Here is a 22,977-nt window from a genome sequence, read left to right as displayed (position 1 = left end):
GAAAGCGCCGCCACTTTGGTCGCATATCAACCCTGGCAACGAAAACGGGCACCGCCTCTGAGGAGACGATGCCCGTCGGTCAAGCCACGGACGTGATCAGGTCACGTCCTGCTCCAGTGCCGGACGCTCCGTCGCCTGGTCGCCGCGCGTCTTGCGCTTCAACCAGTCGGTGATCCTGGCGATCAGCGCATAGAAGGTCGGCACGAACAGACTGCCGAGCACCGCTACCGAGGCCATGCCCATTGCCACCGTGGTACCGATGTGGTGACTGCTGGTGTCACTCGCCCCGGTAGCCATCGCCAGCGGCAGAGTGCCGAAGATGAACGCCAGCGAGGTCATGACGATCGGTCGGAAGCGCAGCTCCGCCGCCGTGATGGCCGCTTCACGGATGGTCTTGCCCATCTCGCGCCGCTGCAGCTCGGCGAACTCGACGATCAGAATGGCGTTCTTGGCCGCCAGGCCGACCACCACCAACATGCCGATCTGCACGTAGACGCTGGTGTCCAGCCCGCGCAGGGCGATACCGCCGATACCCCCGAGGAAGGCGAACGGCGTCGCCGTCAACACCGCCAGTGGCAGCGACCAGCTTTCGTACTGGGCCGCAAGGATCAGGAACACCATCAGCAGACCAAAGACGATGGCCAAGGTCGCGGCGCTGCCCGCCTGGCTCTCCTGGTAGGCGGTACCGGTCCAGCCCATGCCCCAACCCTCGCCGAGCGTCTCGCTGACGATCTGGTCCATGGCGGCAATGGCCTGGCTGGAGCTGTAGCCCGGCGCCGGCCCGCCCTGGAACTGCGCACCGGGATAGACGCCGAAGCGAGTCACCACGGCCGGAGCCGTCTGGCGCTTGAGGGTCACGAACTCGGACAGCGGAATACGCTCACCGTCGCCACCGCGCACGTAGACGCTGGAGATGTCATCCGGTGTCTTGCGGAACTTATCCTCATTCTGCAGATAGACCTGGAAGTTGCGGCCCTGATAGCTGAAGTAGTTGACGAAGCCGTTGCCGAAGGTATTGCCCAGGGTCGAATTCAGCGCCTCCAGCGACACGCCGTAGCTCAGCGCCTTCTGCCGATCGATCTCGGCGCGGAAGGACGGCACGTTGACGTTGAAGGTCGTGAACACCTGCTGCAGCACCGGGTTCTGGCCGGCGGCCTGCATGACCTTCAGAGAGGCCTGATAGAGCTCCTGAGGCGACGCCCCTTCGTAGGACTGCAGGTAGCCGGTAAAGCCGCCGGTGGTCGACAGCCCGATGATCGGCGGCATGTTGAAGGCGATGGCCGACCCGCCCGGCGTCTGGGCGCCGAGCCCCATGATCTTGCCAATCAACTGCGTGGCGGTAAGATCACGCTCGTCCCAGGGGTCCATGTTGACGAAGATGATCCCGCGGGCGGTGTTCACCGAACTGGTCAGCATGTCGTAGCCTGCCACCGCGGTGGAGTATTTCACCCCCGGGATCTCCTCGATGCCCGCACTCAGTTGGGCCATGTACTCGTTGGTCCGGGCCAGCGAGGCAGAGTCCGGCAGCTGCACGGCCGCCAGCACGATACCCTGGTCAGTCTCCGGCACCAGCGTCGAGGGCGTGCTCTGATAGAGCCACCAAGAGCCCGCCCCTACCAGGGCAGTAAGCAATAGTGCCAGCCCCCAGAAGCGCACCAGCACCTTCACCACCGACATGTAGACGGCAGTGATCCCGGCGAACAGGCGATCGAAGAGCCTCAGCGGCGTACGCACCGCCCGCAGGAAGGCCGATTCCTTGCGATGCAAGTCATGCTTGATGAAGATCGCCGACAGCGCCGGAGTGAAGGTCAGCGCCATCAGTGCCGAGAAGGCCACCGACACGGCGATGGTCAACGCGAACTGCTGATAGATCTGACCGCTGAAGCCGCCCAAGAACGCCACCGGCACGAACACCGCCGCCATGATCAGCGAAGTGGCGATGACCGGCCCTCCGACTTCCTTCATGGCCCGCACGGTGGCCTGCAGGACGGTGATCTCCTCATCCTCGCTGAGCACCCGCTCGACGTTCTCCACCACCAGGATAGCGTCGTCCACCACGATGCCGATCGACAGCACCAGCGCGAACAGGGTCAGCAGGTTGATCGAGAAGCCGAAGGCGTAAAAGCCGGCAAAGGTGGCCAGCACCGAGACCGGCACCACCGACATGGCGATCACCGTGAAACGCCAGTTCTGCAGGAAGATGAACAGGATGACGCCAACGATCAGGAACGCCTCGATGAAGGTGTGCAACACCGTCTCCACGGAGGCGTCGATGAACTGGGTGGTGTCGTAGGGCACCACGTACTCGAGCCCCGGCGGGAAGCGAGAGGCCAGCTCGTCCATCGTTGCCTGGACACCGCGGGCGGTCTCCAGGGCATTGGCACCCGGCTGCTGATTGATGAGGATCGGCGTCATGGTGCCGCCGTTCAACCGCGCATCGACACCGTAGAAGGAAGCTCCAAGCTCGATGCGTGCCACGTCGTCCAGGCGCAGTGCCGAACCGTCGGGATTGGTGCGCAGGAAGATGTCCCGGAAATCGTCGACATTGGTCAGGCGCCCGCCGGCGGTGATGGTGTAGGTGAAGGCACGCGGCTCCGACTGCGGCGTGGCCGCCAGGCTGCCCGCCGGCACCTCGGTATTCTGGGCCCGGATTGCGCTGGCCACCTCGGAGGGCGTCAGGTCGTACTGTGCCAGCTTGTCCGGATCCATCCAGATCCGCATGGCGAAGTCACCGCCCCCCAGCACCTCGGCCTCGCCGACGCCCGGTACTTGGCGCAGCTCGTCGAGAATGTTGAGGGTGGCATAGTTCTGCATGTAGACCTTGCCATAGTCGCCCTGCGGCGAGATCAACGACACCAGCATCAGAATCGAGCTGGAACGCAGCTCCACCGTCACGCCCTGGTCCTGCACCGCCTCGGGCAGCTGGGACAGCGCCCCCTGCACCCGGTTGTTGACGTTGATGGTGTTGATGTCGCCGTCGGTGCCGATGTTGAAGGACACCGAGAGACTCATCGAACCGTTGTCGGCGCTGGTCGAGGTCATGTAGAGCATGTCCTCGACGCCGTTGATGGCCTCCGCCAGTGGCGCGGCCACCGTCTGGGCCACGGTCTCGGCGTCGGCCCCGGGGAAGGTGGCGTTGACCGAAACCGTGGGCGGCACCACGCTGGGGTACTGCTCGATGGGCAGCACCCGCATGCTCATCAACCCGATCACCGTCAGGATGATCGCCAGCACCGAGGCGAAAATCGGTCGCTTGATGAAGAAATTGGAGAAATTCATTCCGCCGCATCCTCTTCGGCCGGCGCGGCCTGCTCGGCGGCGGCCGCACCGTTATCTCCCTGCCCCTGCTGGTCCTGAGCTTGGCCCTGGCCTGCAGCCTGCGCCGCATCCGCCTGGGCGATCAGCGCGGCGGCATCGCCGTCGAAGGGCTGGGCTTGGATCGGCGTGCCCGGCTTGAGCCCGGCCGGATCGCCCACCACCACACGCTCGCCCGGCTCGACGCCACCGTTCAGGATCTGCCAGGGTCCGGCCAGCTCACCCAGTTCCACCGGCCGGGCCCTCGCCACATCGTCCTCGTCGAGCACGAATACCTGAGGGCCCATCAGCCCCTGGCTCAGGGCGATCTCGGGTACCGCCAGCACCTCGAAGCGCTTGAGGCCTTCCAGCCTCACGCGCACGAACTGCCCCGGCAGCACGCGCCCTTCGGGATTGGAGAAGGTCGCCTTGGCCTGGACGGTACTGGTGGCCTCATCCACGCGCGAGCCCAGGAAGTCCAGATGGCCCTCGAGGCTCCCCTCGCCCGCCGGCAATTCAAGGCTCGCGCCGATATCGCCAAGCGACGACGCATCGCCGAGCTGACGGCGCAGCGCAAAGGCATCCTGCTGGGGCAACTGGAAGCGCACCTCAAGGGGATCCAGCGGCGTAATGGTGGCCAGTTCGGTGCCGGAGCTGACCAGGTTGCCCACATTGACCTGGCTGAGGCCGATGGCCCCGCTCACCGGCGCGGTGACATCGGCATAACCCAGGTCGATACGCGCGCTGGCCAGGGCGGCCTCGGCCTGGGCAACGCTGGCTCGGGCCACGTTGAGGTCGGCCTGAGCCTGGTCGACCTGCTGGCGACTCACCGAGTTCTGGCTCAACAGCTGCTGGAAGCGATTGGCATCGCGACCGGCCCGTGCCAGCTCCGCCTTGGCACTCTCCAGGTCGGCCTCGCGCTGGGCCACGGTGGCCTGGTAGAGATCCGGCTCGATGGCATAGAGGCTCTCGCCCTCTTCCACGATATCGCCGGGTGCGAAGTGGCGTGCCTCGAGGAAGCCGGTGACCCGGGCCACCAGGGTCACCTCGGTCTCGCTGCGAAGCTTGGCCGGATAGGATTTGTCCAGCGGGATGTTCTGACGCGCCAGCGTCGCCACCGGCTTGGGTTGCGGCGGCGCCTGGCCGCCTTGCGCCGCGGCCTGCTGCTGGGAGGCCTCGTCCTGGCCACAGGCGGACAGCAACAGGCCCGCCGCCAGCGCCAGCAGCCCGGCGCGGCTGCGTTGTAGGGTCATTTTCATGCCTGGCAATCTCGTTAAGGGATCGAACGTCGAAGCGGGTTATCGATCGACAGCCGCGAATCTAAACATACATTCGCGTCTGTACGTAAGAAAAATCACGACTCGGGCTGTGGCGGAGCGCCAATGTCCATTGCCTCATCATAGCGGCCGCCCTCCCGCGCATCGGGAAGCGTCAGATAGACACTCTGGTCGTCCGCCAGCCAGTCATTGATCGACTCGATGGCCTCGACATTGAGGGTGCCCGACTGCTGACGCAGGGTAAGCAGGTCGATCACATAGCTGAAGCGCGCATCGGCATGGTCGGCAATGGCGTCGTAGAGACTCTGCTCGGCGTTGAGCACGTCGACGATGTTGCGGGTACCCACCTCATAGCCGGCGCGCGTAGCGTCCAGCGCACTCTGGTTGGAAACGATGGCCTGGGCCCGGGCCTCCACCGTAGCCACGTCGTTACTGACCTGGGTGTACAACGAACGCACCTGCTGGATGGTCTGGCGGCGCTGGTCCTCGAAATCGTACTGGCTGGCTTCGAGGGAATAGGTGGACTGGCGAATGCCGGCGCTGGTTCGCCCGCCGGTGTAAAGCGGCAGGCTCACGCCCACCCCGACCTGGCTGGAGGACGAGTGCCCCTCGATGCCATCCTGGTCGGCATCGGCATAGTCGTAGTTGGCGAAGGCCTGAACCACCGGCAGCCGCTGGGCCTGAGAGATGTCCACGCCGCTGCGCGATACCTCGACCCCGGCTTGGCTGGCCAGCACCAGGGGGCTGTTATCCATTGCCAGATCGACCCAGGAATCGCGGTCGGACGGCTCGGGCGGCGTGACCGGCATGGTTTCCTGGAGGGCATCGATGCTCTCGTAGCGCTCTCCGGTCAAGCGCTCCAAGGCTTCGAAGCTGACCTGCAGATCGCTCTCGGCGGCGATCCGCTCGGCTCGGGACTGGTCATAGCTGGCCCGAGCCTCTTCTACCTCGGTGATAGCGATCAGGCCGACGTCGAACTGCTCCTGAGCCTGCTCGAGCTGACGCCCGATGGCGCGCTCCTGGGCACGACGAGCCTCGAGGATCTCGTAGGCCCGCAGGATGTCGAAGTAGGCTGACGCCACGTCGATCAACACCTGCTGCTCGGTGGCGGCCAGTTGGTAGGTCTGCTGGTCGATTCGACGCTCGGCCTGATCGACCTCAGCACTATTGGCAGCGTCGAACAATGCCTGGGTGGCCTCCAGGGATAGCGCAGCGCTGTTGTAGCTGTCATCGCTTTCGCCGCTGCTTCCCGCGCCGCCAGCGGCGAGAGACGAACGCTGGCTCTCGTACTGGCGGTTGTGCGCCACCTGCCCGCTGGCCGTGAGCTGCGGCAGCAGATCGCCCTGCTCGACATCTCGGCCCGCTTCCACGCTGCCATACTGGGCACGTGCCGAGGCCAGAGTGGCATTGTTGTCGATAGCATCGCGGGTAATGGTCAGCAGATCAGCGGCCTGCGCCTGACTGGCCAGCGACACGACCAGCAGGCAGGGCAACAGGGCACGTCGCCCCACCGGCACCGGATGATACGGCTTCATCGGCAAGTTCCTTCTGCGAGAGTGACTATACATTCATTGTCGCATGTTTGTGACGTCAATCCATCATCATCCATGCAATTAGCGTGAAAATTATCGCGCCGTCCTTCGAATGCCGGAGAATCGACTATGCTGCAAAGCAGCATACCCCATACCAGGATAGCGACCCATGGACGACTTGATATTCGTGCGTGTCAGGGAGCTGGAAGTTGCCGTGCGCATCTGGCACCCCGAGGCACCTCGCACTCTGATCGCCTGGCACGGCCTGGCACGCCACGGCGGCGATTTCGCCGAGTTCGCCGAGTTCGCCCGCTGCCTGGGGCCCGGCTGGCGAATCCTGGCCCCTGATACCCCCGGGCGCGGCCTGTCCAGCTGGTCGCTCTATCCCTCCCATGACTACTTATACTCGCACTACATGACCATAGCAGTAGCGGTGCTGGAGCACTTCCATCTCGAGCGCGTTTCCTGGGTCGGCACCTCCATGGGCGGCCTGCTCGGCATGCTGCTGGCCGCCGAACCGGAGACCGCCGGGCGCATCGAGCGTCTGGTGCTCAACGACGTCGGACCGGAACTGGACCCGGACGGCCTGGCCTCGCTGGCCAGCTACTTCGGCGTACCGCACCGCTTCGGACGTTTCAGCGAACTCGCCGCGGAGCTGCGCCAACATTACGCTGGCTTCGGCATCCAGGACGAGGCGACCTGGCGACGCCTGGCACTCGAGAGCGCTCGCCGACTCCCAGACGGCGGCTGGACCTACCACTATGATCCACGCATCGGCGAGCAATTCGTCCACGACACGCCCCGAGACACCTGGGCCGACTGGCGAGCCATCCGCTGCCCACTCATGGTGGTGCGCGGCGCCGACTCGCCGCTGCTGCGCGCCGACAGCGTAGACCGCATGCAACGCGAACAACCAACGCTGGTCCGCCTGGAGGCCCCCGGCTGCGGCCACGCCCCGATGCTCGACCACCCCGACCAGGTCACGCCCATCGCCGACTTCCTGACCCGCCCTCTGCCGGCTGGCGCGCCGTCGCCGCGCCCCCGAGCGGCCTGTTGGCGGCGCGGACTGGCCTGGCTGCGCCGCAGGACCCGGGGCTGACGCCTCATACCCGCTCCACTCGTGCCAGGGTCCGAGCCACGCCCTTCCGGTAGGCGCTACCGAACAGCAGCAGGTGATTGAGCAGCGGATACAGCTGGAACAGCGCCTCGCGGCGCGGCCAGTCCTCAGGAGCGCCGCCCTGCCAGTAGGCCTCGAAGAAGGCTGGTGAAGGGGCGCCGAACAGCGTCAGCATGGCAAGGTCGACCTCTGGATAGTGACGATAGACCGCCGGGTCGATCAGCGCCGGCCCGCGAGTTGTATAGAGCACGTTGCCCGACCACAGATCACCATGTACCAGACACGCGGGGGCGTCCGGCAACCAGGTCTCGAGGCCATGGGCCACGCCCTCCACGCGCTCACGAAGCCGGTCATCCAGCAGCCCCCGGGCATGGCAGGCCCTTGCCAGAGGCAGCAGGCGGCGCTCGCGCTGGAAGGCGCGCCCGTCGGCCATCGGCACGTTCGGCTGGGGGGTGCTGCCGCAGGCATTGTCCCGGTGCCAGCCATGGGGCTCAGCGTCGATCGCATGGAGCTCGTGCAGCCCCTCGGCCAAGCTGATCTCGTCGTGCGGCACTCCTCGAGGCCTCGGTACCAGGGCCTCCATCACCAGCCAGCCATCGCCTTCCCCCCACACCTCGGGAACCACCAGGCGCGGCGACGCCCTGCGCAGCGCCTGGAGCCCCTCTGCCTCGCCGGCCAGCCTCACAGCCTCATCGTGTTTGACCACCGCCTCGCCACGGTCGGTGGACAGGCGATAGACGGCGGCGATATCACCACCGGACAGCGGCACCAATGCGCCCGCAGGACGAATCCCCAGGCGGCGTAACAATTCGTCGAGGGCGTCGGGCATGGCGTGGCTCCGGTCAAATATTGTCCACGAGGCTCGTCCCTCGCTCCGCCCTTGTCAAAAAAAGCCGCCCGGGGGTGGGCGGCAAGCAGGAGGTCGCGGGGACGACCGAGGGGATGGGAGGGTCGACGGAATCACTCGGGCATCAGCACCCCATCGATGACATGGATTACGCCGTTGCTGGCCTCGATGTCAGCCTGTAAGACGGTGGCCTCGTTGATCATCACCTGGCCGTCCATGGTGGTGATGGTCAGATCTTGCCCCTGGACGGTAGTAGCGCTGTCGGCCGCCATCGCGTCCTCGGCCATGATCTTGCCCGGCACCACGTGATAGGTCAGCACCGACGTCAGGGTCTCACTGTTCTCGGGCTTGAGCAGGTCGTCTACGGTGCCCGCCGGCAGAGCAGCGAAGGCTTCATCGGTAGGGGCAAAAACGGTGAAGGGCCCCTCTCCTTTCAGGGTCTCGACCAGGCCTGCTGCCTTCACGGCAGCGACCAGGGTCTCGAACTGGCCGGCCTCCACGGCGGTGTCGACGATATCGGCCTTCATCTCGTGATGATCGGCCTGGACACTGGTGGCCAACATCAGGCCCAGTGCGCCCGCACCGATCCATTTGGGGGCGTGGTGAATCATGGCATTCATGGTCTTCGCTCCTCCGGTCAGACCGGGTTATGACGGGTGAAGAAAGGTGCCACCGGATGAGGCATGTCGCACTCAACCTATACAGAAAATAGACCGTGTATAAAAATTGGACAAGTATTTTTGTCGAGCAGCCGGCAGACGCAAGATACCGCCTTGTGGCACAACAGGGGACGACACTCGAATGACGGGAGATCCCCATGTACAAGCTCGCCTTCTTCGTTCCCATGGCAGACGCCGAAGCCGTCAAGGAGGCCGTTTTCGCCACCGGCGCCGGTCGGATCGGTGACTACGAGGCCTGCTGCTTCCAGACCCCCGGCACCGGCCAGTTCCGTCCACTGGCAGGGGCCAATCCGCACATCGGCCGGGTCGGCGATCTGGAAAGGGTGGAAGAACTCAAGGTGGAGATGGTCTGCGAGGACGCCCTGGTCCACGAGGCACTGGCCGCGCTGCGGCGAGCCCATCCCTACGAGGAACCGGCCTATGACGTGTGGCGGCTCGCGGACCTGTGATCGAGGCGACAAGAACGCCGCCTCTGTCCGCCATCGCGTCAGGCCGAGCCGAAGTAGCGCTCGCGATCCTCGGGCGTGATGTCGCTGACGTGCAGGGGGAAGTCGCCGTCTCGACGGTCGGCGAAGAAGTGGCGCAGGGTGCGCTCGATGGTGGGAAAGGCCAGTTCGCCCCAGGGGATGTCGTGTTCCTCAAACAGCGCGACCTCGAGGCTTTCCGGGCCGGCACCGTAGTCGCCGGTCAGCTCGGCGCGAAAGATCATGAACACCTGGTCGATGTGCGGCAGGTTGATCAAGGTGTAAAGGTCGTGGATCGCCACCTCGGCCAACGCCTCCTCGCGCGTCTCGCGGGCCGCCGCCTCGACGGTGGTCTCGGCGTTCTCCATGAAGCCCGCGGGTAGCGTCCAGAAGCCCTTGCGCGGCGAGATGGCCCGGCGACAAAGCAGCACCTGCGAACCCAGCACCGGCAGTGTGCCGGCGACGATGCGCGGGTTCTGATAGTGGATGGTGCCGCAGGCCTCGCACAGGAAGCGTGGCCGGTCATCGCCCTCGGGAATCGCGAATCGGACCGGCTGACCACAGTGGCTGCAAAAGTTCATGGCGCTCCCTGACAGGCTGGCGACGGGACATGGCCCGGGCTTGACGCCGCGCGTGGCGACTGGGTAAAAGGAGTGAAACTCGACGGAATCACCATGTTAGAGAAACTCCGCGAGCGCCTGCAAGCGCATGCGCCGCCCCCCTTGCGCGTCGACCTCCCCCAGGCGGCCGTGCTCATCCCCGTGGTGGCACGCCCAGACCCCACGCTGTTGTTCACTCGCCGAGCGGCCCACCTCTCGACTCACAGCGGGCAAGTGGCCTTTCCCGGCGGCAAGCGCGAGCATGAGGACCCCGACCTGCTGGCTACCGCACTGCGCGAATCCGAAGAGGAAATCGCTCTGCCTCCCACCCGGGTCGAGGTGCTCGGACGGCTGTCCGACGTACTCTCGCTGCACGGCATCAAGGTCACCCCCTACGTCGGCGTTATTCCCCCGGACCTGCCGTTGTTACCGGATCCGAATGAACTGGATGCCATCTTCGAGGTGCCGGTGGCGGATTTCCTGGCCGATCGCCGCACCCATACCGACGTGATTCGCGTCGACGGCCGCGACTACTACGTGCCGAGTTATCGCCACGATGGCCACGTGATCTGGGGGCTGTCGTCGATGATGCTGGTGGAACTGCTGGCCGAGGGTTTCGGCATGCCGATCACCCTGTTCCAGCGCCCTCCAGGCGAGCTACGCTTCCACCCAGAGCGCCGGACGACACTCTCATGAGCCACCTACACCTGCCTGCCCACCGGCTGACCGAGCTGGTCGACGCCCTGGTCGAACAGGGCTGGTACAAAGGCGACGCCTTCCTCCCCGAGGCGCTGCACGTCCCGCTGCTGGCCGAAGTCGAAGCGATGGCCGCTCGCGACGCGCTGGCCGCCGCCGGCGTCGGACGCGGCAGCGAGCATCATCTGCGCCACGACATTCGCGGCGACGCCATCCGCTGGCTGGACCGCGAGAGCCTGGCCCAGCGCCGCTACCTGGAGGCCATGGGCGAGCTGCAACAGGCCCTCAACCAGGCCCTGTTCCTCGGCCTGTTCGAGTACGAGGCCCATTTCGCCCAGTACCCGCCGGGAGCCTTCTACCGCCGCCATCTCGACAGCTTCCGGGGCCGCGCCAACCGGGTGGTCTCTACCGTGGGCTACCTCAACGCCGACTGGCCCGCCGACGGTGGGGGCGAAATGGTGATCTTCGACGCCGACGTCCCCGAGCGCGAGCTGGTACGGGTACGGCCCGAGGCCGGCACCTTCGTGTGCTTCCTCTCCGACCGGGTGCCCCACGAGGTGCTGCCGACCCGTTACCCCCGCGCCAGCATCGCCGGCTGGTTCCGGCGCAACGCCTCGCTGGGCGGCCTGGTGGATCCGGCCCACTGATGGCGGATGAACGAACGACGCTCGAGGCCCGCGTGGCGGCGCTCGAGGCTGACAATGCCAAGCTCGAGGCACGCGCTGCGCGGCTTGCCGAGCAGCGCAATCACTATCGCTGGCTGACCGAGCACACCACCGATCTGATCTCACGGCACGCCCGGGACGGCACCTTCCTCTACGCCTCTCCGGCCGCCCGCGAGCTGATCGGATACGCCCCCGAATCGCTGATCGGCGTCTCGGCCTATGACCTCTTCCACCCCGACGACCTGGCCGATCTGCTCGCCAAGTCGCCTCGGGTCTACCATCGCGATGGCTTCTACAGGCTCTGCTACCGCTTCCGCGCCCGGGATGGCCACTACGTGTGGATAGAGACCACCAGCCGCACGCGTCGCGATCCCGTCAGCGGCGAGCTGCTGGACATCCTGTGCGTCTCCCGGGATGTGACCCTGCGTCGCCAGGCCGAGGCCCAGGCGCGCCGCCACCAGGAACAGATCGCCCACGCCAACCGCCTGGCGGCCACCGGCGAGCTGGCCTCCACCATCGCCCACGAGCTCAACCAGCCGCTGGCAACCATTGACACCTACGCCAGCGGCGCGCTGATGCGGCTCGAGGCCGCCCCGGACGCTCCCGCCCGCGACCTGGCACTGCCACTGACCCGGATTCACGAACAGGTCGGCGATCTCGCCGAACGGCTGCGCCTGATCCGCACCTTCGTGCGCCGCGGAGAGACCCGCTGCACCCCGTTGGCCTTCGCGACCGCCGTCGACGGCGCCGTCCGGCTGTGCGACTGGCAGTTCCGCCAGGCCGGCGTGCGCCTGACGCTCGACCTACCGGACGACCTGCCTCGGGTGCACGGCGATCCGCTGGCCCTGGAACAGGTGCTGGTCAACCTGCTGCGTAACGCCCTGGACGCCAGCCGAGAATGTCTCGGGGCCGAACGGGTGACGATCTCGGCTCGGCGGCAAGGCCAACGGGAGCTGATCTTCCGGGTGCACGACCAAGGCGCCGGGGTGAGCGTGGCGGCCCGCGAGCGATTGTTCACGCCCTTCCATACCACCCGTGAGGATGGCCTGGGCATGGGGCTCGCCATCGCCCGCTCGCTGATGGAAGCCATGGGCGGGGGGCTGGTTCTCGCGCGGACAGGCGACGATGGCACCCTGTTTCAGGGCACCCTGCGCCTCGCCGACCCCGACTGACTCGCCCGTCAGGACATCAGCACGAAGCCCCCTGGGGCATCCTCCAGCGGCGGGTGGCGTTCACTGCCTAGCGACGGCGGCGTCACGCGACCGGAAGAGTGCGCCACCAGCCAGGCTTGCCAGGCCGGCCACCAGGAGCCCTTCTCGGTTGGCGCCGTCCCGCGCCAGGTTTCCGGGTCGAGGTAGCGGTCGCTGCCGCGCCGGGTGCAGCACTGATAATAGCGTCCGGGATGGCCCGGCTCGCTGATGATGCCTGCGTTGTGGCCGCCGTTGGTCAGCACGAAGGTGATCTCGTCGGCATCGGCGAGCAGGTGAATCTTGTACACCGAGCGCCAGGGCGCCACGTGATCCTCATCGGTGGCCACGCTGAACAGCGGAACCCGGATATCGCTGATCGCCACCGGCCGCCCCTCCACGCTGTAACGGCCGTTGGCCAGATCGTTATCAAGGAACAGCCGGCGCAGATACTCGGAGTGCATCCGGTACGGCATACGCGTCAAATCGGCGTTCCAGGCCATCAGGGCATTCATCGGCTGGCGCTGGCCAAGCAGGTAACTGTTCACCACCCGCGACCAGATCAGATCGTTGGAGCGCAGGATCTGGAAGGCGCCGGCCATCTGGTAGCCGTCCAGATACCCGCGATCCCACATCATGCTCTCCAGGTAGGAGATCTGGCTCTCGCCAATGAACAGCATCAGCTCGCCGGCTTCGGTGAAGTCCACCTGGGTGGCAAGCGTGGTCAGGCTGGCCAGACGCGGGTCGGCATCGCGTGCCATGGCAGCCGCTACGATCAACATCAGGGTCCCGCCCAGACAATAGCCCACGCCGTGAACCCGGTCGCTGCCGGTGATCTCGACGATCGCGTCCAGCGCCGCCATCGGACCCAGCCGCCGATAGTCGTCCATGCCCAGCTCGCGGTCGTCGGAATCCGGGTTGCGCCAGGAGATCATGAACACCGTATGGCCCTGGCCAACCAGATACTCGACCAGCGAGGCATCGGCATGCAGGTCGAGGATGTAGTACTTCATGATCCAGGCCGGCACGATCAACACCGGCTCGGCGTAGACACGCTCGGTAGCCGGCGCGTACTGGATCAGCTCGATCAGCCGGTTGCGATAGACGACCTTGCCAGGCGTGGTGGCCAGCTCGTGGCCCACACGGTAGGCCTCGGCGCCCACCGGCGGGCGGCCGGCCATCGCCCGCTGTCCGTCCTCCAGCAGGTTACGCCACCCCTGAACCAGGTTCTGTCCGCCGGTAGCCAGGGTCAGCGAAGCGACTTCTGGATTGAGCCAGGGCAGGTTGGAGGGTGACCAGCGATCCAGCCACTGGCGCACCACAAAGTTCACGACTCGCTCACGCTCGATCGGCAAGCCGGTCACGTCGGTGGTGGCGATATGCCACCACTGCTGATTCAGGAGAAAAGCCTGGTAGTAGAGGCTGTACGGCCAAAGTCGCCAGGCAGGGGCACGAAAGCGTCGATCCTGCGGCATCGGCTCAATGCATGGCTCGACACTGGGGTCCAGCGCCAGCCGCTGCAGGTAATGCCCCAATCGCCAGGCCTTGCGCCCGGCCTTGTCGACGAGCTCGATCTGCTTGCCCGGCGACAGCGCCAGGTGCATCAGCCACTCTGCCTGGGTGCTGGCCAGCCCCGCCGGCGAGATACCGGCCGTCAGTTTCGCCAGGCTGGCGTGGAAGGCTCGATCCAGCTGCAAGGCAATCGAATCGAGGGCTTCCGTTCGCATCGCCTCATCCGATGGGGCGTCGTCCCGAGGCCCCATGCCCGTTCCCGACGTCATCGCGCACTTCCTCCCCATCGAGAGCCGCCGCCACGCCTTTCCAGACACGCCTTTCCAGATTAGCAGCTCCTTGGCCCGCGACATGACCGACGAGGCCGACGAGAGGTACACTGCTCCTGCGCCCGAGGCGCCCTTCATCGCCCGCCGCCGGAGCCCTGCGTGACCGAGTTCCCCTCATCTCCCTGCATCGCCGTCGTCGACGACAACGCGGCCCTGCGCGACTCCTTGACCTGGCTATTCGAGTCCGTGGGCCTGGCCCCCGTGGCCTACCCCGACGGCGAAAGCTTCCTCGCCGCCGCCCCCGAGCATCACGATGTCATCCTGCTCGATGTGCGCATGCCCGGGCTCTCGGGCCTTCAGGTGCAGCAGCGCCTGGTCGAGCGCGGTGACGTTACCTCATTGATCTTCATGACCGGCCACGGCGACGTCCCCATGGCCGTGAGCGCGCTGAAGGCCGGAGCCTTCGACTTCGTCGAGAAACCCTTCAACCAGCAGCAGCTCATCGACCTGGTGCAGCGTGCCGCGGCCACGTCCCGCCGGCGGCAGCGCGAGCGCGCATGCCTGTCGGCATTGCGCGAGCGCTTCGCGGGTCTGCGCCCCAAGGAGCAGGCGATCCTGATCCACGTCGCCGAGGGCCTGACCAGCCGCGAGATAGCCGCCCGGCTGGAGATCAGCGCCAAGACCGTGGAGATCTACCGGCTGCGGGCCATGAAGGCGCTGGGTGCCTCCAACCTGGCCGAGCTGGTGCGCCTGGTCACGGCGCTGGGGCTTGTGCCGCCACTGCCTGGGCCATGACCGCGAAGCATCAGGAGTCGGACAGATCCCTGAAAGGGATGGCTCCCATGGCGCGCCGCGAGACGCCGAGATCGATGGTGATCTCGACCCGCCGATTGCGCGCCCGCGCCTGGGCCGTCGGCTCCTCGACCAGCGGACGCGTGTCGGCGAACCCCCGCACCACCAGACGCTGCGGGTCCATGCGCGGGTTGTCCATCAGCACGTTGGCCACTGAGGCGGCGCGAGCCGCCGACAGGTCCCAGTTGCTGGCATAGCGACTGTCACCGATCGGCACGTCGTCGGTATGACCGTCCACCTCCAGCCGCCCGGGCACATCGACCAGCACCTCCGATATCTGTCCCAGCAGTTCGGCGAACGGGGCAAGCACACGGGCCTCCCCGGAGCGGAAGGTGCTCTGCTCCTGGATGCGCATCACGATGCGCTGCTCGTCGGCCTCAACGCGCACCTGGCCCTTCGCCACCGCGTCTTCCAACAGTACCGCGACTTCCCGCGAGACGGCCCTCATTCGCTGATCCTGCGTCGTCTCCAGGGTGCCCCGGAAGGTGTCATGCCGCGGGCGCTCCTCGCTGGTGCTCTGGCGCACCTGCTCCAGGGGCGTCGGCTGGGGACGCCCCGGCGCGAAACGATCGAAGGCCGGACTGGTCCCCATGGGTATCTGCTCCGCCGGCACCTCGCGCTGCACGCCGAAGGCCCTGGCCAGTTCCCCGGCCAGTCGCTCGAAGCGCTCGGCATCGATCTCGGCAAACGACAGCAGCAACACGAAGAAGCACATCAGCAGCGACATCAGGTCGGCGTAGGTCACCATCCAACTCGCCACCCCAGAGCGCTTCGGCTGCGTGATCTCATCCATGATCGGTCGCCTCCGCCGAAAGCTCGCCACCCTCCTCTCGGCCCCGCTGCTCCGGGGGCAGATAGAGGCTCAGCATCTGCTCGATGACGCGAGGATTCGTCTCCCGCTTGATAGCGATCAGCGCGTCGATCCACAGCGCCTGCATGCGCGCCTCCTGCGACGTGCGCAGCGAGAGCTTGGCGGCGATGGGATTGGCCACCATGGTGGCCAGCATGGCGCCATAGAGGGTCGTCAGCAGGGCGACCGCCATGGCCGGCCCGATCGAGCTCGGATCGCTCATGTTGGCGAGCATCTGCACCAGCCCCACCAGGGTACCGATCATGCCCATCGCCGGCGCCACTTCGGCCATCGCCGAGAAGAGATTGGCACCGAACTGGTTGCGCTCCAGGGTCAGCAGCCGCTCCTTCTGGAGCAGCTCGCGCAGCGTCTGGTCATCGAAGCCATCGGCCAGCATCTGTAACCCCTGCTGCAGGAAGGGGCTCGACGCCTGCTCCCCCTCCAACGCCAACAGCCCCTTCTGGCGCGCCGTCTTGGCGAGGGCGACCAGCTCGTCGATGCTGGCGGTCGTGTCCGGCAACTGAAACTTGAAGGCGCGGCTGGTGGCTCGGAGGGCCTGCTTGAGCTGTGCAAGGCTGAACTTGGCCATTACCACGCACAGGGTGCCGCCGAAGACGATCAGCAGGGATAACGGGTTGAAGAAGATCACCGGCGACGCGCCGAGGGCGACCGCCGTACCCACCAGAATGATGGCCCCGGCGAGGCCGATGAGAGTTGCCAAGTCCATGTCCGACTCCTTATCTCCTTGAAAGCGCCGAGTGGCTGGCAGGCAACATAGTCGGACGCATCGTTGGCTTCCACTCTCATCGTTATCCAACGAAACACACTGGACAGGGGGCATCCCCGGTGCCCTGCCCCCTCGACCTACCGGGCCGCGGCGACGACCCGGCCCGAGGCACGCGGCCGACTTGCCTCGCGGATATCCCCCAGCTCCTGCCACGGCGCCCGCCAGGGATTACACTCCTTGAGAGAGCCAGCGCAGCGAGGAGCGACGATCATGATCCAGGACGCGGACCGCAAGCATCTCGAGCATTGCCTGACCCTTGCCGAGGAGGCCCTAGTGGCCGGCGACGAGCCGTTCGGCTCGCTGCTGGTCTCAGCCGACGGCGAGGTGCTGTTCGAGGACCGTAACCGCATCGCCGGCGGCGATGCCACCCGCCACCCCGAATTCGCCATCGCCCGCTGGGCAGCGGAGCACCTGAGTCCGGCGCAACGAGCCGCGGCCACCGTCTACACCTCCGGGGAACACTGCCCGATGTGTGCCGCCGCCCACGGCTGGGTAGGGCTCGGTCGCATCGTCTACGCCAGCTCCAGTGCTCAACTGGGGGAATGGCTGAGCGAACTGGGCATTCCGCCACCGCCGGTAGCCACGCTACCGATTCAGCAGGTAGTCCCGGGCCTCACCGTGGAGGGCCCCGCATCGGGACTCGACGAGCGAGTGCACGCCCTGCACCGGCGCCTTCACCGCATCGGGCAACCATCGGTACCCGACTAGGGCCTCGTCGGCCCCCCGACCGCTCCGGCACCATGATGCCGATCCAGGGGGTTGCGCTCGGCCAGCCGAGCGAAACCCATCCGCCGCAGCACCTCCGCATGACTGCCGGTTCGGTGGGGCAGCGACTCGATGGAACGGGTGATCTCCTGCCGGAAGCCGTCGCGCGGGTGCCGTCGGTGAATCTCCGCGAGGGTCTTCGCGGGCAGCAAATGGCGATGGGCGCCGGCCACGTCCATGTGTGCCCCGTACTTGACCAGCAGGGCCTCCGGGGTATGACGACCGGCATCAAGCCACGGATTCAGGTGATAGCTGATCGCCTCGTAGAGACGGATCGCATCGGCATCGCGCCACTGCGCATCGAGCGCCAGCCGCCGTGCTTCCCGGGCCCCGGTGACCTGGAAGGCCGTGCTCGTGATGCAACCGGCGTGTCCATCCGTCAGGCCGACGTCGTGCATCAAGCAAGCCACATAGAGCGTCTCGGCATCCGCCTCGAGCCCCAGCATCTCCCCCACCAGCGCGCCCATCCACCAGGTGCGGTAGCAGTGCGCCAGCAGCGCAGGGCTATATTCCGCCGCCACTCGGTCCTCGACCCGTCGACAGAAGGCGCTGTGGGGCGGCCTCAGTCGCGCGAGTTCCACGCCTCGCCTGCGAATACGCGAGCGGTCGAGCCGCCAGGCCAGGCGACTCAATCGTTCATGCAGTTGGCTGCGCACCAGCTGGTAGACCAGATGCGCCTTGTCTCTGGCACTCAGTACGCCTTGCGTGGTCTCGCTCCACGAGAAGGATCCTGGGGTAGGGCCGAGCATGGGCACGCCGCTCCACTTGCTTGCAATTTGCAAGCAAGCTAGAGGAGTTACTTGCATATTGCAAGCCTCAGGCATGTGAGGATATGCTGGGTACCATGAGCGAATCTTCATCCACTCCGGCGGCCTGTCCCCTGGCCCGCACCCTGGAACTCGTCGGCGATCGCTGGAGCCTGGTGATCCTCCGCGAGATCATCAAGGGCAAGCATCGCTATGGCGACTTCAGCCACTGTGCCGAGCGAATCCCCACCAACATCCTGGCCAGCCGCCTGCGCCGGCTGGCGGAGCACGGCATCATCGTGCGCGTCCCCTCCCGAGCGGGATCGAAACGCCACGAGTATCACCTCACGCCCAGGGGTGCGGCGCTGCTGCCTGCCATGCAGGCCCTGGCGCGTTGGGGCGGCGCTCAGTTGGCTGAGTGCGATGCTCCACCGGCGCACTTCCTCGCGCTGACGGCAGAGGAGCTACCGACGCGCGATCCGGGCTAGACGCGCACGCGGTAGGTGAGATCCCTGGCCTCATCGCCGGTCATGCCGCGGAAGCCCCAGCAGTGCGGCGGCTGCTCCTTGAGGATGATCTCCACATCCACCGGCGCGATGCCGAGCCGGGCCTCGATGCGCGCGAACAGGGCCTTGATCAGGGCCCGCTGGGTCTCGGCCGCGCGCCCCGCCATCATGTTGATCTCGATCACGGTATAGGCGTCGCTGCGCCCGCCGGGGAAATAGAAGTCCTCGGCGTCCATGGGCATGAAGCGATGGGCCCGCTTGTCCTCGGGCATGCCGAGCACCGACATCATGCACTCGTGGATCACCGCCGAGAGGCGAGCCTTGATGGGGTCCAGTCGATGGCGAATGCCATAGATCACGATCATGTCATTTCCTTATGGGCAAGGGCCTTCTTCATTGGAGGCCCGGGTGGGTTCACCCGGCCGCGGCCAGGCGACATTCCATGCCGATCAGCGGCGGCGCGTACAACAGCGTGACGAAGCCGTGGCGGCGATAGAACCGCACGGCCGCGCTGTCGGCGAAGACCTTGAGCCGCAGTGCCTCGAGGCGACGCTCGCGGGCCCGGGCCTTGGCGGCCTCGAGCGCCCGGGCGCCGAGGCCGGCTCCACGCCGGCCGGCCACGACCTGCAGATCCTGGAGATAGCCGACGCCCTCGCCGAGATAAAGGCGCAGATAGCCCACGCAGGCGCCTTCACACCACAGCAAATGGTTCTCGCCGGCGGTCCAGTCAGCGTCGAAGGCATCCGGATTCCAGCCAAGGCCATGGCGTTCATAGTCCTCGCACATGTTGGCCCGCACCAGGGCGGCGGCCCAGTCACGGTCGGACTCCAGCGCCGGGCTCAGCGACAGCGCCACGCCTCAGCCCCGGACCGCCGCCGTCAGCGCTTGGCCGACGCGCAGCGTCAGGCCGACGCCCTCGAGCGGGATGGCATTCTGTCCGAAGAAAGCGCCCTTCCAGCCCGGCTGGGTGTCCATCTCGACCAGCGTCTTCAGCGGCTCCTTGGGTACCGGCGCCTCACCGGTAAGCGGATCCTGGGTGATGATCTTGCAGCGCTTGCAGGGCTTGCGCAGCCCGAGGAGGATGCCCGACTCGAAGGTCAGCGCATCCCAGTCGACTTCAGCGAAAGGCGCTTCTCCCTCGACGACCACGTTGGGCCGGAAACGCCCCATCGGCACGGGATCGAGCCCCTTGGCGGCAAGGCGTTCGTTCAACCGCTCGAGCGAGGCCTGATGCGTCACCAGCAGCGGATAACCGTCGGGGAAAGCGGTATGCGCCGTCTCGCCTCTCAGGTAATCGGCCTCCACCTCGCGGCGTCGCTCCTCGGGGAAACGCACCAGGCGCAGCCCGCCGTCATCGGCGCCGCCCAGCACGGAGGTCAGCCAGTCGGCCGCCTCGATGCCTTCATCCAGCGCCTCGCAGGTGTCCTTCCAGATGCTGACCTCGAGGCGCCCCTGGCCGTGACGCTCCAGCGGCACGGCCAGGGGCGCGGCCTCGGGATGCTCCAGCACCAGGCGATTGGTCTCGAGGCGCACCGTCACCCGAGCCATGGCGGGACGCTCGCGCTGGGTGACGAAGCGGCCACGGGCGTCCACGACCATCCAATGGCGATCGAAGGCCAGGCCTCGCTCGGTGAGCGTGGCCTGCTCGACAGTGATGCCGCGCAGTGACTTGACCGGATAGATGTTGAGCTGAGTGATGCGCATCCCTGCCTCCCTGGCATTGGTGGAAGGTTTTACTCTACCAAGCCGGCTACGCTTTTTCCCGGGTGTCCGCTGCCAGCGCGGCGACCACCGCAGCATCGGCGTGCAGGGCCGTGGTGTCGTAGAGCGGCACCGGGGTATCGGCCTGGCCAACCAGCAGCGCGATCTCGGTGCAGCCGAGGATCACCGCCTCGGCACCTCGTGCGTGCAGGTCCGCGATGATCTCGAGAAACGCCGCCTTCGAGGCCGGCTCGATGCACCCCTGGCACAGCTCGTCGAAGATCACACGATGCAACCGCTCGCGCTGTTCGGCCTCCGGCACCAGCACCTCGATGCCGAAGCGCTCGGTGAGCCGATCCTTGTAGAAAGCCTGTTCCATGGTGAAGCGCGTACCCAGCAGTCCCACGCGGCGAATGCCGTCCTGGCGCAGCCGCTCGGCGGTGGCATCGGCGATGTGCAGCAGCGGGATCTCGATGGCCGCTTCGACCTGAGGCGCCACCTTGTGCATGGTGTTGGTGGCGATCAGCAGCAAGTCCGCCCCCGCCGCCTGCACCCGTCGGGCCGCCTCGGCGAGCCGCTCGCCCGCCACGTCCCAGCGATCTTGCTGCTGCAGCGCCTCGATCTCGGCGAAGTCGACGCTGTAAAGCGCTACCTTCGCCGAATGAAAGCCGCCCAGCTCGCGCTTCACGCCCTCGTTGAGGGCCCGGTAATAGCTCTGGGTGGATTCCCAGCTCATGCCGCCGAGCACGCCAATGGTCTTCATGGTCACCTCCGTGTGGAACTGTTGGGACATTACCAGTATTCCGGTGCCTCGAGAGAGGCCGCGCACCTCGCCCTACCCGCCAGACGCTCGAGCACGCCGGATGCAAGCTCGTTGGCCATCCAGGCCTCGGGATGCTCCAGCGGATGGGGAGCCGTAATGGCATGATCCGCCCGGAAGCCGGCCCTGGCATAGTAACGGGGATCGCCCAGCACCAGCACGCAGTCGACCCCGGCAGCGGCCAGCCGCGCGAAGCCTTCGGTGATCAAGGCGCCGCCGGTCCCTCGCCGCTGCAGCCCGGGCGCCACCGCCAGAGGCGCGAGGATGCGCACGCTCGCCCCAGGGTGGCCTTCGATCGATACCGCGCTGAAGATGGCATGACCCACCGGCTTGCCCTGCCGTTCGGCGACCAGAGACAACAGTGGCCGAGCCGTATCGTCATGCAGCAGGGCCGTCACCAGTCGGCCGATCTCGGGCCCTTCCGACGAGCCGAAGGCCGCCTCGTGGAGGGAGAGCAGAGCGGGCTCGTCCTGCTCCGTCGATTCACGTATCGTCACGTTCGCCTCCCCGATGCGACTCCCGGGCGGTTTTCTTCAGCCTACGCCCCTGATCGCGGCCCGCAACAAGCAGGGCGATCAACGATTGACCCAGCGCTCGTCGCTCAGCCGGCCTGCACGGCAACCTTGAGCACCCCGTCGCGCTGGTGGGAGAAAAGGTCGTAGGCATCGACAATGTCATCGAGGGCGTAGCGGTGGGTGACCAGCGGACCAAGGTCCAGCCGGCCACTCTCGATGATGCCCATCAGCCGGCGCATGCGCTCCTTGCCGCCCGGACACAGCGAGGTGACGATGCGGTTGTCGCCGAGGCCGGCGCTGAACGCGTCCAGCGGCAGGGTCAGGTCCTCGGAATAGACGCCGAGACTCGACAGGGTACCGCCCGGCTTGATCACCCGCAGGGCGTTCTCGAAGGTGGCCTGCAGGCCCAGCGCCTCGATGGCCGCATCCACACCACGCCCACCGGTGAGGCGACGGATCTCGTCGACCACATCCACCTTGCGGTAGTCCAGCACCACGTCGGCGCCGAGCCGGCGGGCCATGGCCAGCCGCTCGTCGACGCCGTCCACGGCAATGATCAGCCCGGCGCCCCGCAGCCGCGCCCCGGCGGTGGCGCACAGCCCGATCGGGCCTTGGGCGAACACCGCCACGCTGTCGCCGATGCGGATGTTGGCCGACTCCGCTCCGGCGAAGCCGGTGGACATGATGTCCGGACACATCAGCACCTGCTCGTCGCTGAGCCCATCCGGCACCGGGCTGAGGTTGGCTTGGGCGTCGGGCACGCGCAGGTACTCAGCTTGGGCGCCGTCGATGGTATTGCCGAAGCGCCATCCGCCCATCGGCTTGTAGCCGTGCCCGTGGTGGCCACCGTCCTGGGCGCTGCAGCCGTCCTGGCAGGCGTAGGAGGTGAAGCTCGGGCAGATGGCGCCGGCGATCACCCGCTGGCCTTCGGCATAGCCCTTGACGTTGGCGCCGAGCTTCTCGATCACCCCCACCGGCTCGTGGCCCACGGTCAGGCCCCGCTCCACGGGATACTCGCCCTTGAGGATGTGCACGTCGGTGCCGCAGATGGTGGTGGTGGTCACCCGGATCAGGGCATCGTCGGGGCCGATGTCGGGAATCGGCTTGTCGTCGAGCTCGATGCGGCCGGGCTCGACGAAGATGGCGGCTTTCATCATGGCAGGCATGGCGGCTCTCCTCGCGGGAAAAATCTCATCACAGCACAGCCTGGCCCGGACGAGATTGCGCTGGATCAAGCCTCCTGCACATGCCCTCTCCCTCTCAGTCCGTGAAGGATGGAGAGACATGAACTTTCAT

At 66.6% G+C, this 22,977-nt stretch carries 24 protein-coding genes; 8 read left to right on the top strand and 16 right to left on the bottom strand.

Annotated elements, in window-relative coordinates; all coding sequences use genetic code 11:
* Window positions 1-96: 96 nt before the first annotated feature.
* The 3 genes from ACGTN6_RS00305 to ACGTN6_RS00295 form a co-directional block, all read right to left on the bottom strand.
* Window positions 97-3,279, bottom strand: coding sequence for an efflux RND transporter permease subunit (locus tag ACGTN6_RS00305; RefSeq protein ID WP_394589246.1), 3,183 nt, complete (start codon window positions 3,277-3,279; stop codon window positions 97-99).
* Window positions 3,276-4,553: an efflux RND transporter periplasmic adaptor subunit gene (locus ACGTN6_RS00300; RefSeq protein ID WP_394589245.1), complete on the bottom strand. Its 1,278-nt coding sequence runs from the start codon at window positions 4,551-4,553 to the stop codon at window positions 3,276-3,278. Before ACGTN6_RS00300 ends, ACGTN6_RS00305 begins: the two co-directional genes overlap by 4 nt.
* Window positions 4,554-4,648: 95 nt before the next feature.
* A complete protein-coding gene (locus tag ACGTN6_RS00295; RefSeq protein WP_394589244.1) occupies window positions 4,649-6,106 on the bottom strand; it encodes a TolC family outer membrane protein in 1,458 nt (485 codons plus the stop codon).
* A 166-nt stretch (window positions 6,107-6,272) separates the two neighbouring features.
* Here ACGTN6_RS00295 and ACGTN6_RS00290 point away from each other — a divergent pair, with 166 nt between their 5' ends.
* Window positions 6,273-7,202: an alpha/beta fold hydrolase gene (locus ACGTN6_RS00290; protein WP_394589243.1), complete on the top strand. Its 930-nt coding sequence runs from the start codon at window positions 6,273-6,275 to the stop codon at window positions 7,200-7,202.
* Window positions 7,203-7,206: 4 nt separating this feature from the next.
* On the opposite strand, the gene ACGTN6_RS00285 is transcribed toward ACGTN6_RS00290, so the two are convergent.
* The gene (locus ACGTN6_RS00285) at window positions 7,207-8,049 is read right to left on the bottom strand and encodes a fructosamine kinase family protein (RefSeq protein ID WP_394589242.1); all 843 of its coding nucleotides are present in this window, start codon (window positions 8,047-8,049) and stop codon (window positions 7,207-7,209) included.
* Between the two features lie 131 nt (window positions 8,050-8,180).
* Window positions 8,181-8,687 carry a fasciclin domain-containing protein gene (locus tag ACGTN6_RS00280; RefSeq protein ID WP_444875036.1) on the bottom strand — a complete coding sequence of 169 codons (507 nt, stop codon included), beginning with the start codon at window positions 8,685-8,687 and terminating at the stop codon, window positions 8,181-8,183.
* A gap of 197 nt (window positions 8,688-8,884) precedes the next feature.
* On the opposite strand from ACGTN6_RS00280, the gene ACGTN6_RS00275 reads away from it, so the two are divergent.
* Window positions 8,885-9,196, top strand: a complete 312-nt coding sequence (locus ACGTN6_RS00275; RefSeq protein WP_394589241.1) for a YqfO family protein — start codon at window positions 8,885-8,887, stop codon at window positions 9,194-9,196.
* 38 nt (window positions 9,197-9,234) lie between these two features.
* On the opposite strand, the gene ACGTN6_RS00270 is transcribed toward ACGTN6_RS00275, so the two are convergent.
* Window positions 9,235-9,792: an NUDIX hydrolase gene (locus ACGTN6_RS00270; protein ID WP_394589240.1), complete on the bottom strand. Its 558-nt coding sequence runs from the start codon at window positions 9,790-9,792 to the stop codon at window positions 9,235-9,237.
* A gap of 93 nt (window positions 9,793-9,885) precedes the next feature.
* Between ACGTN6_RS00270 and ACGTN6_RS00265 the strand changes: the two genes are divergently transcribed.
* From ACGTN6_RS00265 to ACGTN6_RS00255, 3 genes are read left to right on the top strand one after another with little or no spacing between them, the layout of a single operon-like run.
* Window positions 9,886-10,506, top strand: a complete 621-nt coding sequence (locus tag ACGTN6_RS00265) for a CoA pyrophosphatase (RefSeq protein ID WP_394589239.1) — start codon at window positions 9,886-9,888, stop codon at window positions 10,504-10,506.
* Complete coding sequence (locus tag ACGTN6_RS00260; protein ID WP_394589238.1) at window positions 10,503-11,153, top strand: 2OG-Fe(II) oxygenase; 651 nt, start codon at window positions 10,503-10,505, stop codon at window positions 11,151-11,153. The genes ACGTN6_RS00265 and ACGTN6_RS00260 overlap by 4 nt, the downstream gene beginning before the upstream one ends.
* Window positions 11,153-12,343, top strand: a complete 1,191-nt coding sequence (locus ACGTN6_RS00255; RefSeq protein ID WP_394589236.1) for a sensor histidine kinase — start codon at window positions 11,153-11,155, stop codon at window positions 12,341-12,343. Before ACGTN6_RS00260 ends, ACGTN6_RS00255 begins: the two co-directional genes overlap by 1 nt.
* A gap of 8 nt (window positions 12,344-12,351) precedes the next feature.
* Here the strand turns inward: ACGTN6_RS00255 and ACGTN6_RS00250 are convergent, their stop codons facing one another.
* Window positions 12,352-14,085, bottom strand: a complete 1,734-nt coding sequence (locus ACGTN6_RS00250) for a PHA/PHB synthase family protein (protein ID WP_394589234.1) — start codon at window positions 14,083-14,085, stop codon at window positions 12,352-12,354.
* A gap of 213 nt (window positions 14,086-14,298) precedes the next feature.
* On the opposite strand from ACGTN6_RS00250, the gene ACGTN6_RS00245 reads away from it, so the two are divergent.
* Window positions 14,299-14,934 (top strand): response regulator transcription factor, encoded by a 636-nt coding sequence (locus ACGTN6_RS00245; RefSeq protein ID WP_394589232.1) that lies wholly within the window; start codon window positions 14,299-14,301, stop codon window positions 14,932-14,934.
* A gap of 10 nt (window positions 14,935-14,944) precedes the next feature.
* On the opposite strand, the gene ACGTN6_RS00240 is transcribed toward ACGTN6_RS00245, so the two are convergent.
* Window positions 14,945-15,784, bottom strand: coding sequence for a flagellar motor protein MotB (locus tag ACGTN6_RS00240; RefSeq protein ID WP_394589230.1), 840 nt, complete (start codon window positions 15,782-15,784; stop codon window positions 14,945-14,947).
* Window positions 15,777-16,568 carry a MotA/TolQ/ExbB proton channel family protein gene (locus tag ACGTN6_RS00235; protein ID WP_394589228.1) on the bottom strand — a complete coding sequence of 264 codons (792 nt, stop codon included), beginning with the start codon at window positions 16,566-16,568 and terminating at the stop codon, window positions 15,777-15,779. The genes ACGTN6_RS00240 and ACGTN6_RS00235 overlap by 8 nt, the downstream gene beginning before the upstream one ends.
* A 270-nt stretch (window positions 16,569-16,838) precedes the next feature.
* Between ACGTN6_RS00235 and ACGTN6_RS00230 the strand changes: the two genes are divergently transcribed.
* A complete protein-coding gene (locus tag ACGTN6_RS00230) occupies window positions 16,839-17,336 on the top strand; it encodes a nucleoside deaminase (RefSeq protein ID WP_394589226.1) in 498 nt (165 codons plus the stop codon).
* Here ACGTN6_RS00230 and ACGTN6_RS00225 read toward each other — a convergent pair.
* The gene (locus ACGTN6_RS00225) at window positions 17,333-18,142 is read right to left on the bottom strand and encodes an HD domain-containing protein (protein ID WP_394589224.1); all 810 of its coding nucleotides are present in this window, start codon (window positions 18,140-18,142) and stop codon (window positions 17,333-17,335) included. The genes ACGTN6_RS00230 and ACGTN6_RS00225 overlap by 4 nt on opposite strands.
* A gap of 95 nt (window positions 18,143-18,237) precedes the next feature.
* Between ACGTN6_RS00225 and ACGTN6_RS00220 the strand changes: the two genes are divergently transcribed.
* Complete coding sequence (locus ACGTN6_RS00220) at window positions 18,238-18,627, top strand: winged helix-turn-helix transcriptional regulator (RefSeq protein WP_394589222.1); 390 nt, start codon at window positions 18,238-18,240, stop codon at window positions 18,625-18,627.
* On the opposite strand, the gene ACGTN6_RS00215 is transcribed toward ACGTN6_RS00220, so the two are convergent.
* The 6 genes from ACGTN6_RS00215 to ACGTN6_RS00190 form a co-directional block, all read right to left on the bottom strand.
* Window positions 18,624-19,010 (bottom strand): tautomerase family protein, encoded by a 387-nt coding sequence (locus ACGTN6_RS00215; protein ID WP_394589221.1) that lies wholly within the window; start codon window positions 19,008-19,010, stop codon window positions 18,624-18,626. The two genes, ACGTN6_RS00220 and ACGTN6_RS00215, sit on opposite strands and share 4 nt — an antisense overlap.
* Before the next feature lie 49 nt (window positions 19,011-19,059).
* The gene (locus ACGTN6_RS00210; RefSeq protein ID WP_394589220.1) at window positions 19,060-19,500 is read right to left on the bottom strand and encodes a GNAT family N-acetyltransferase; all 441 of its coding nucleotides are present in this window, start codon (window positions 19,498-19,500) and stop codon (window positions 19,060-19,062) included.
* Between the two features lie 3 nt (window positions 19,501-19,503).
* Window positions 19,504-20,349, bottom strand: a complete 846-nt coding sequence (locus tag ACGTN6_RS00205) for an MOSC domain-containing protein (RefSeq protein ID WP_394589219.1) — start codon at window positions 20,347-20,349, stop codon at window positions 19,504-19,506.
* 46 nt (window positions 20,350-20,395) lie between these two features.
* Window positions 20,396-21,109, bottom strand: a complete 714-nt coding sequence (locus tag ACGTN6_RS00200; RefSeq protein WP_394589217.1) for an aspartate/glutamate racemase family protein — start codon at window positions 21,107-21,109, stop codon at window positions 20,396-20,398.
* A 29-nt stretch (window positions 21,110-21,138) separates the two neighbouring features.
* A complete protein-coding gene (locus tag ACGTN6_RS00195) occupies window positions 21,139-21,663 on the bottom strand; it encodes a GNAT family N-acetyltransferase (protein WP_394589215.1) in 525 nt (174 codons plus the stop codon).
* 104 nt (window positions 21,664-21,767) lie between these two features.
* Complete coding sequence (locus ACGTN6_RS00190; RefSeq protein ID WP_394589214.1) at window positions 21,768-22,847, bottom strand: NAD(P)-dependent alcohol dehydrogenase; 1,080 nt, start codon at window positions 22,845-22,847, stop codon at window positions 21,768-21,770.
* Window positions 22,848-22,977 lie beyond the last annotated feature (130 nt).

The sequence above is a fragment of the Halomonas sp. B23F22_20 genome (assembly GCF_043496985.1).
Taxonomy (GTDB): domain Bacteria; phylum Pseudomonadota; class Gammaproteobacteria; order Pseudomonadales; family Halomonadaceae; genus Halomonas.
The sequence above is the reverse complement of the archived record's forward strand: the minus strand, read 5'-3'. Positions and strand labels throughout refer to the sequence as shown.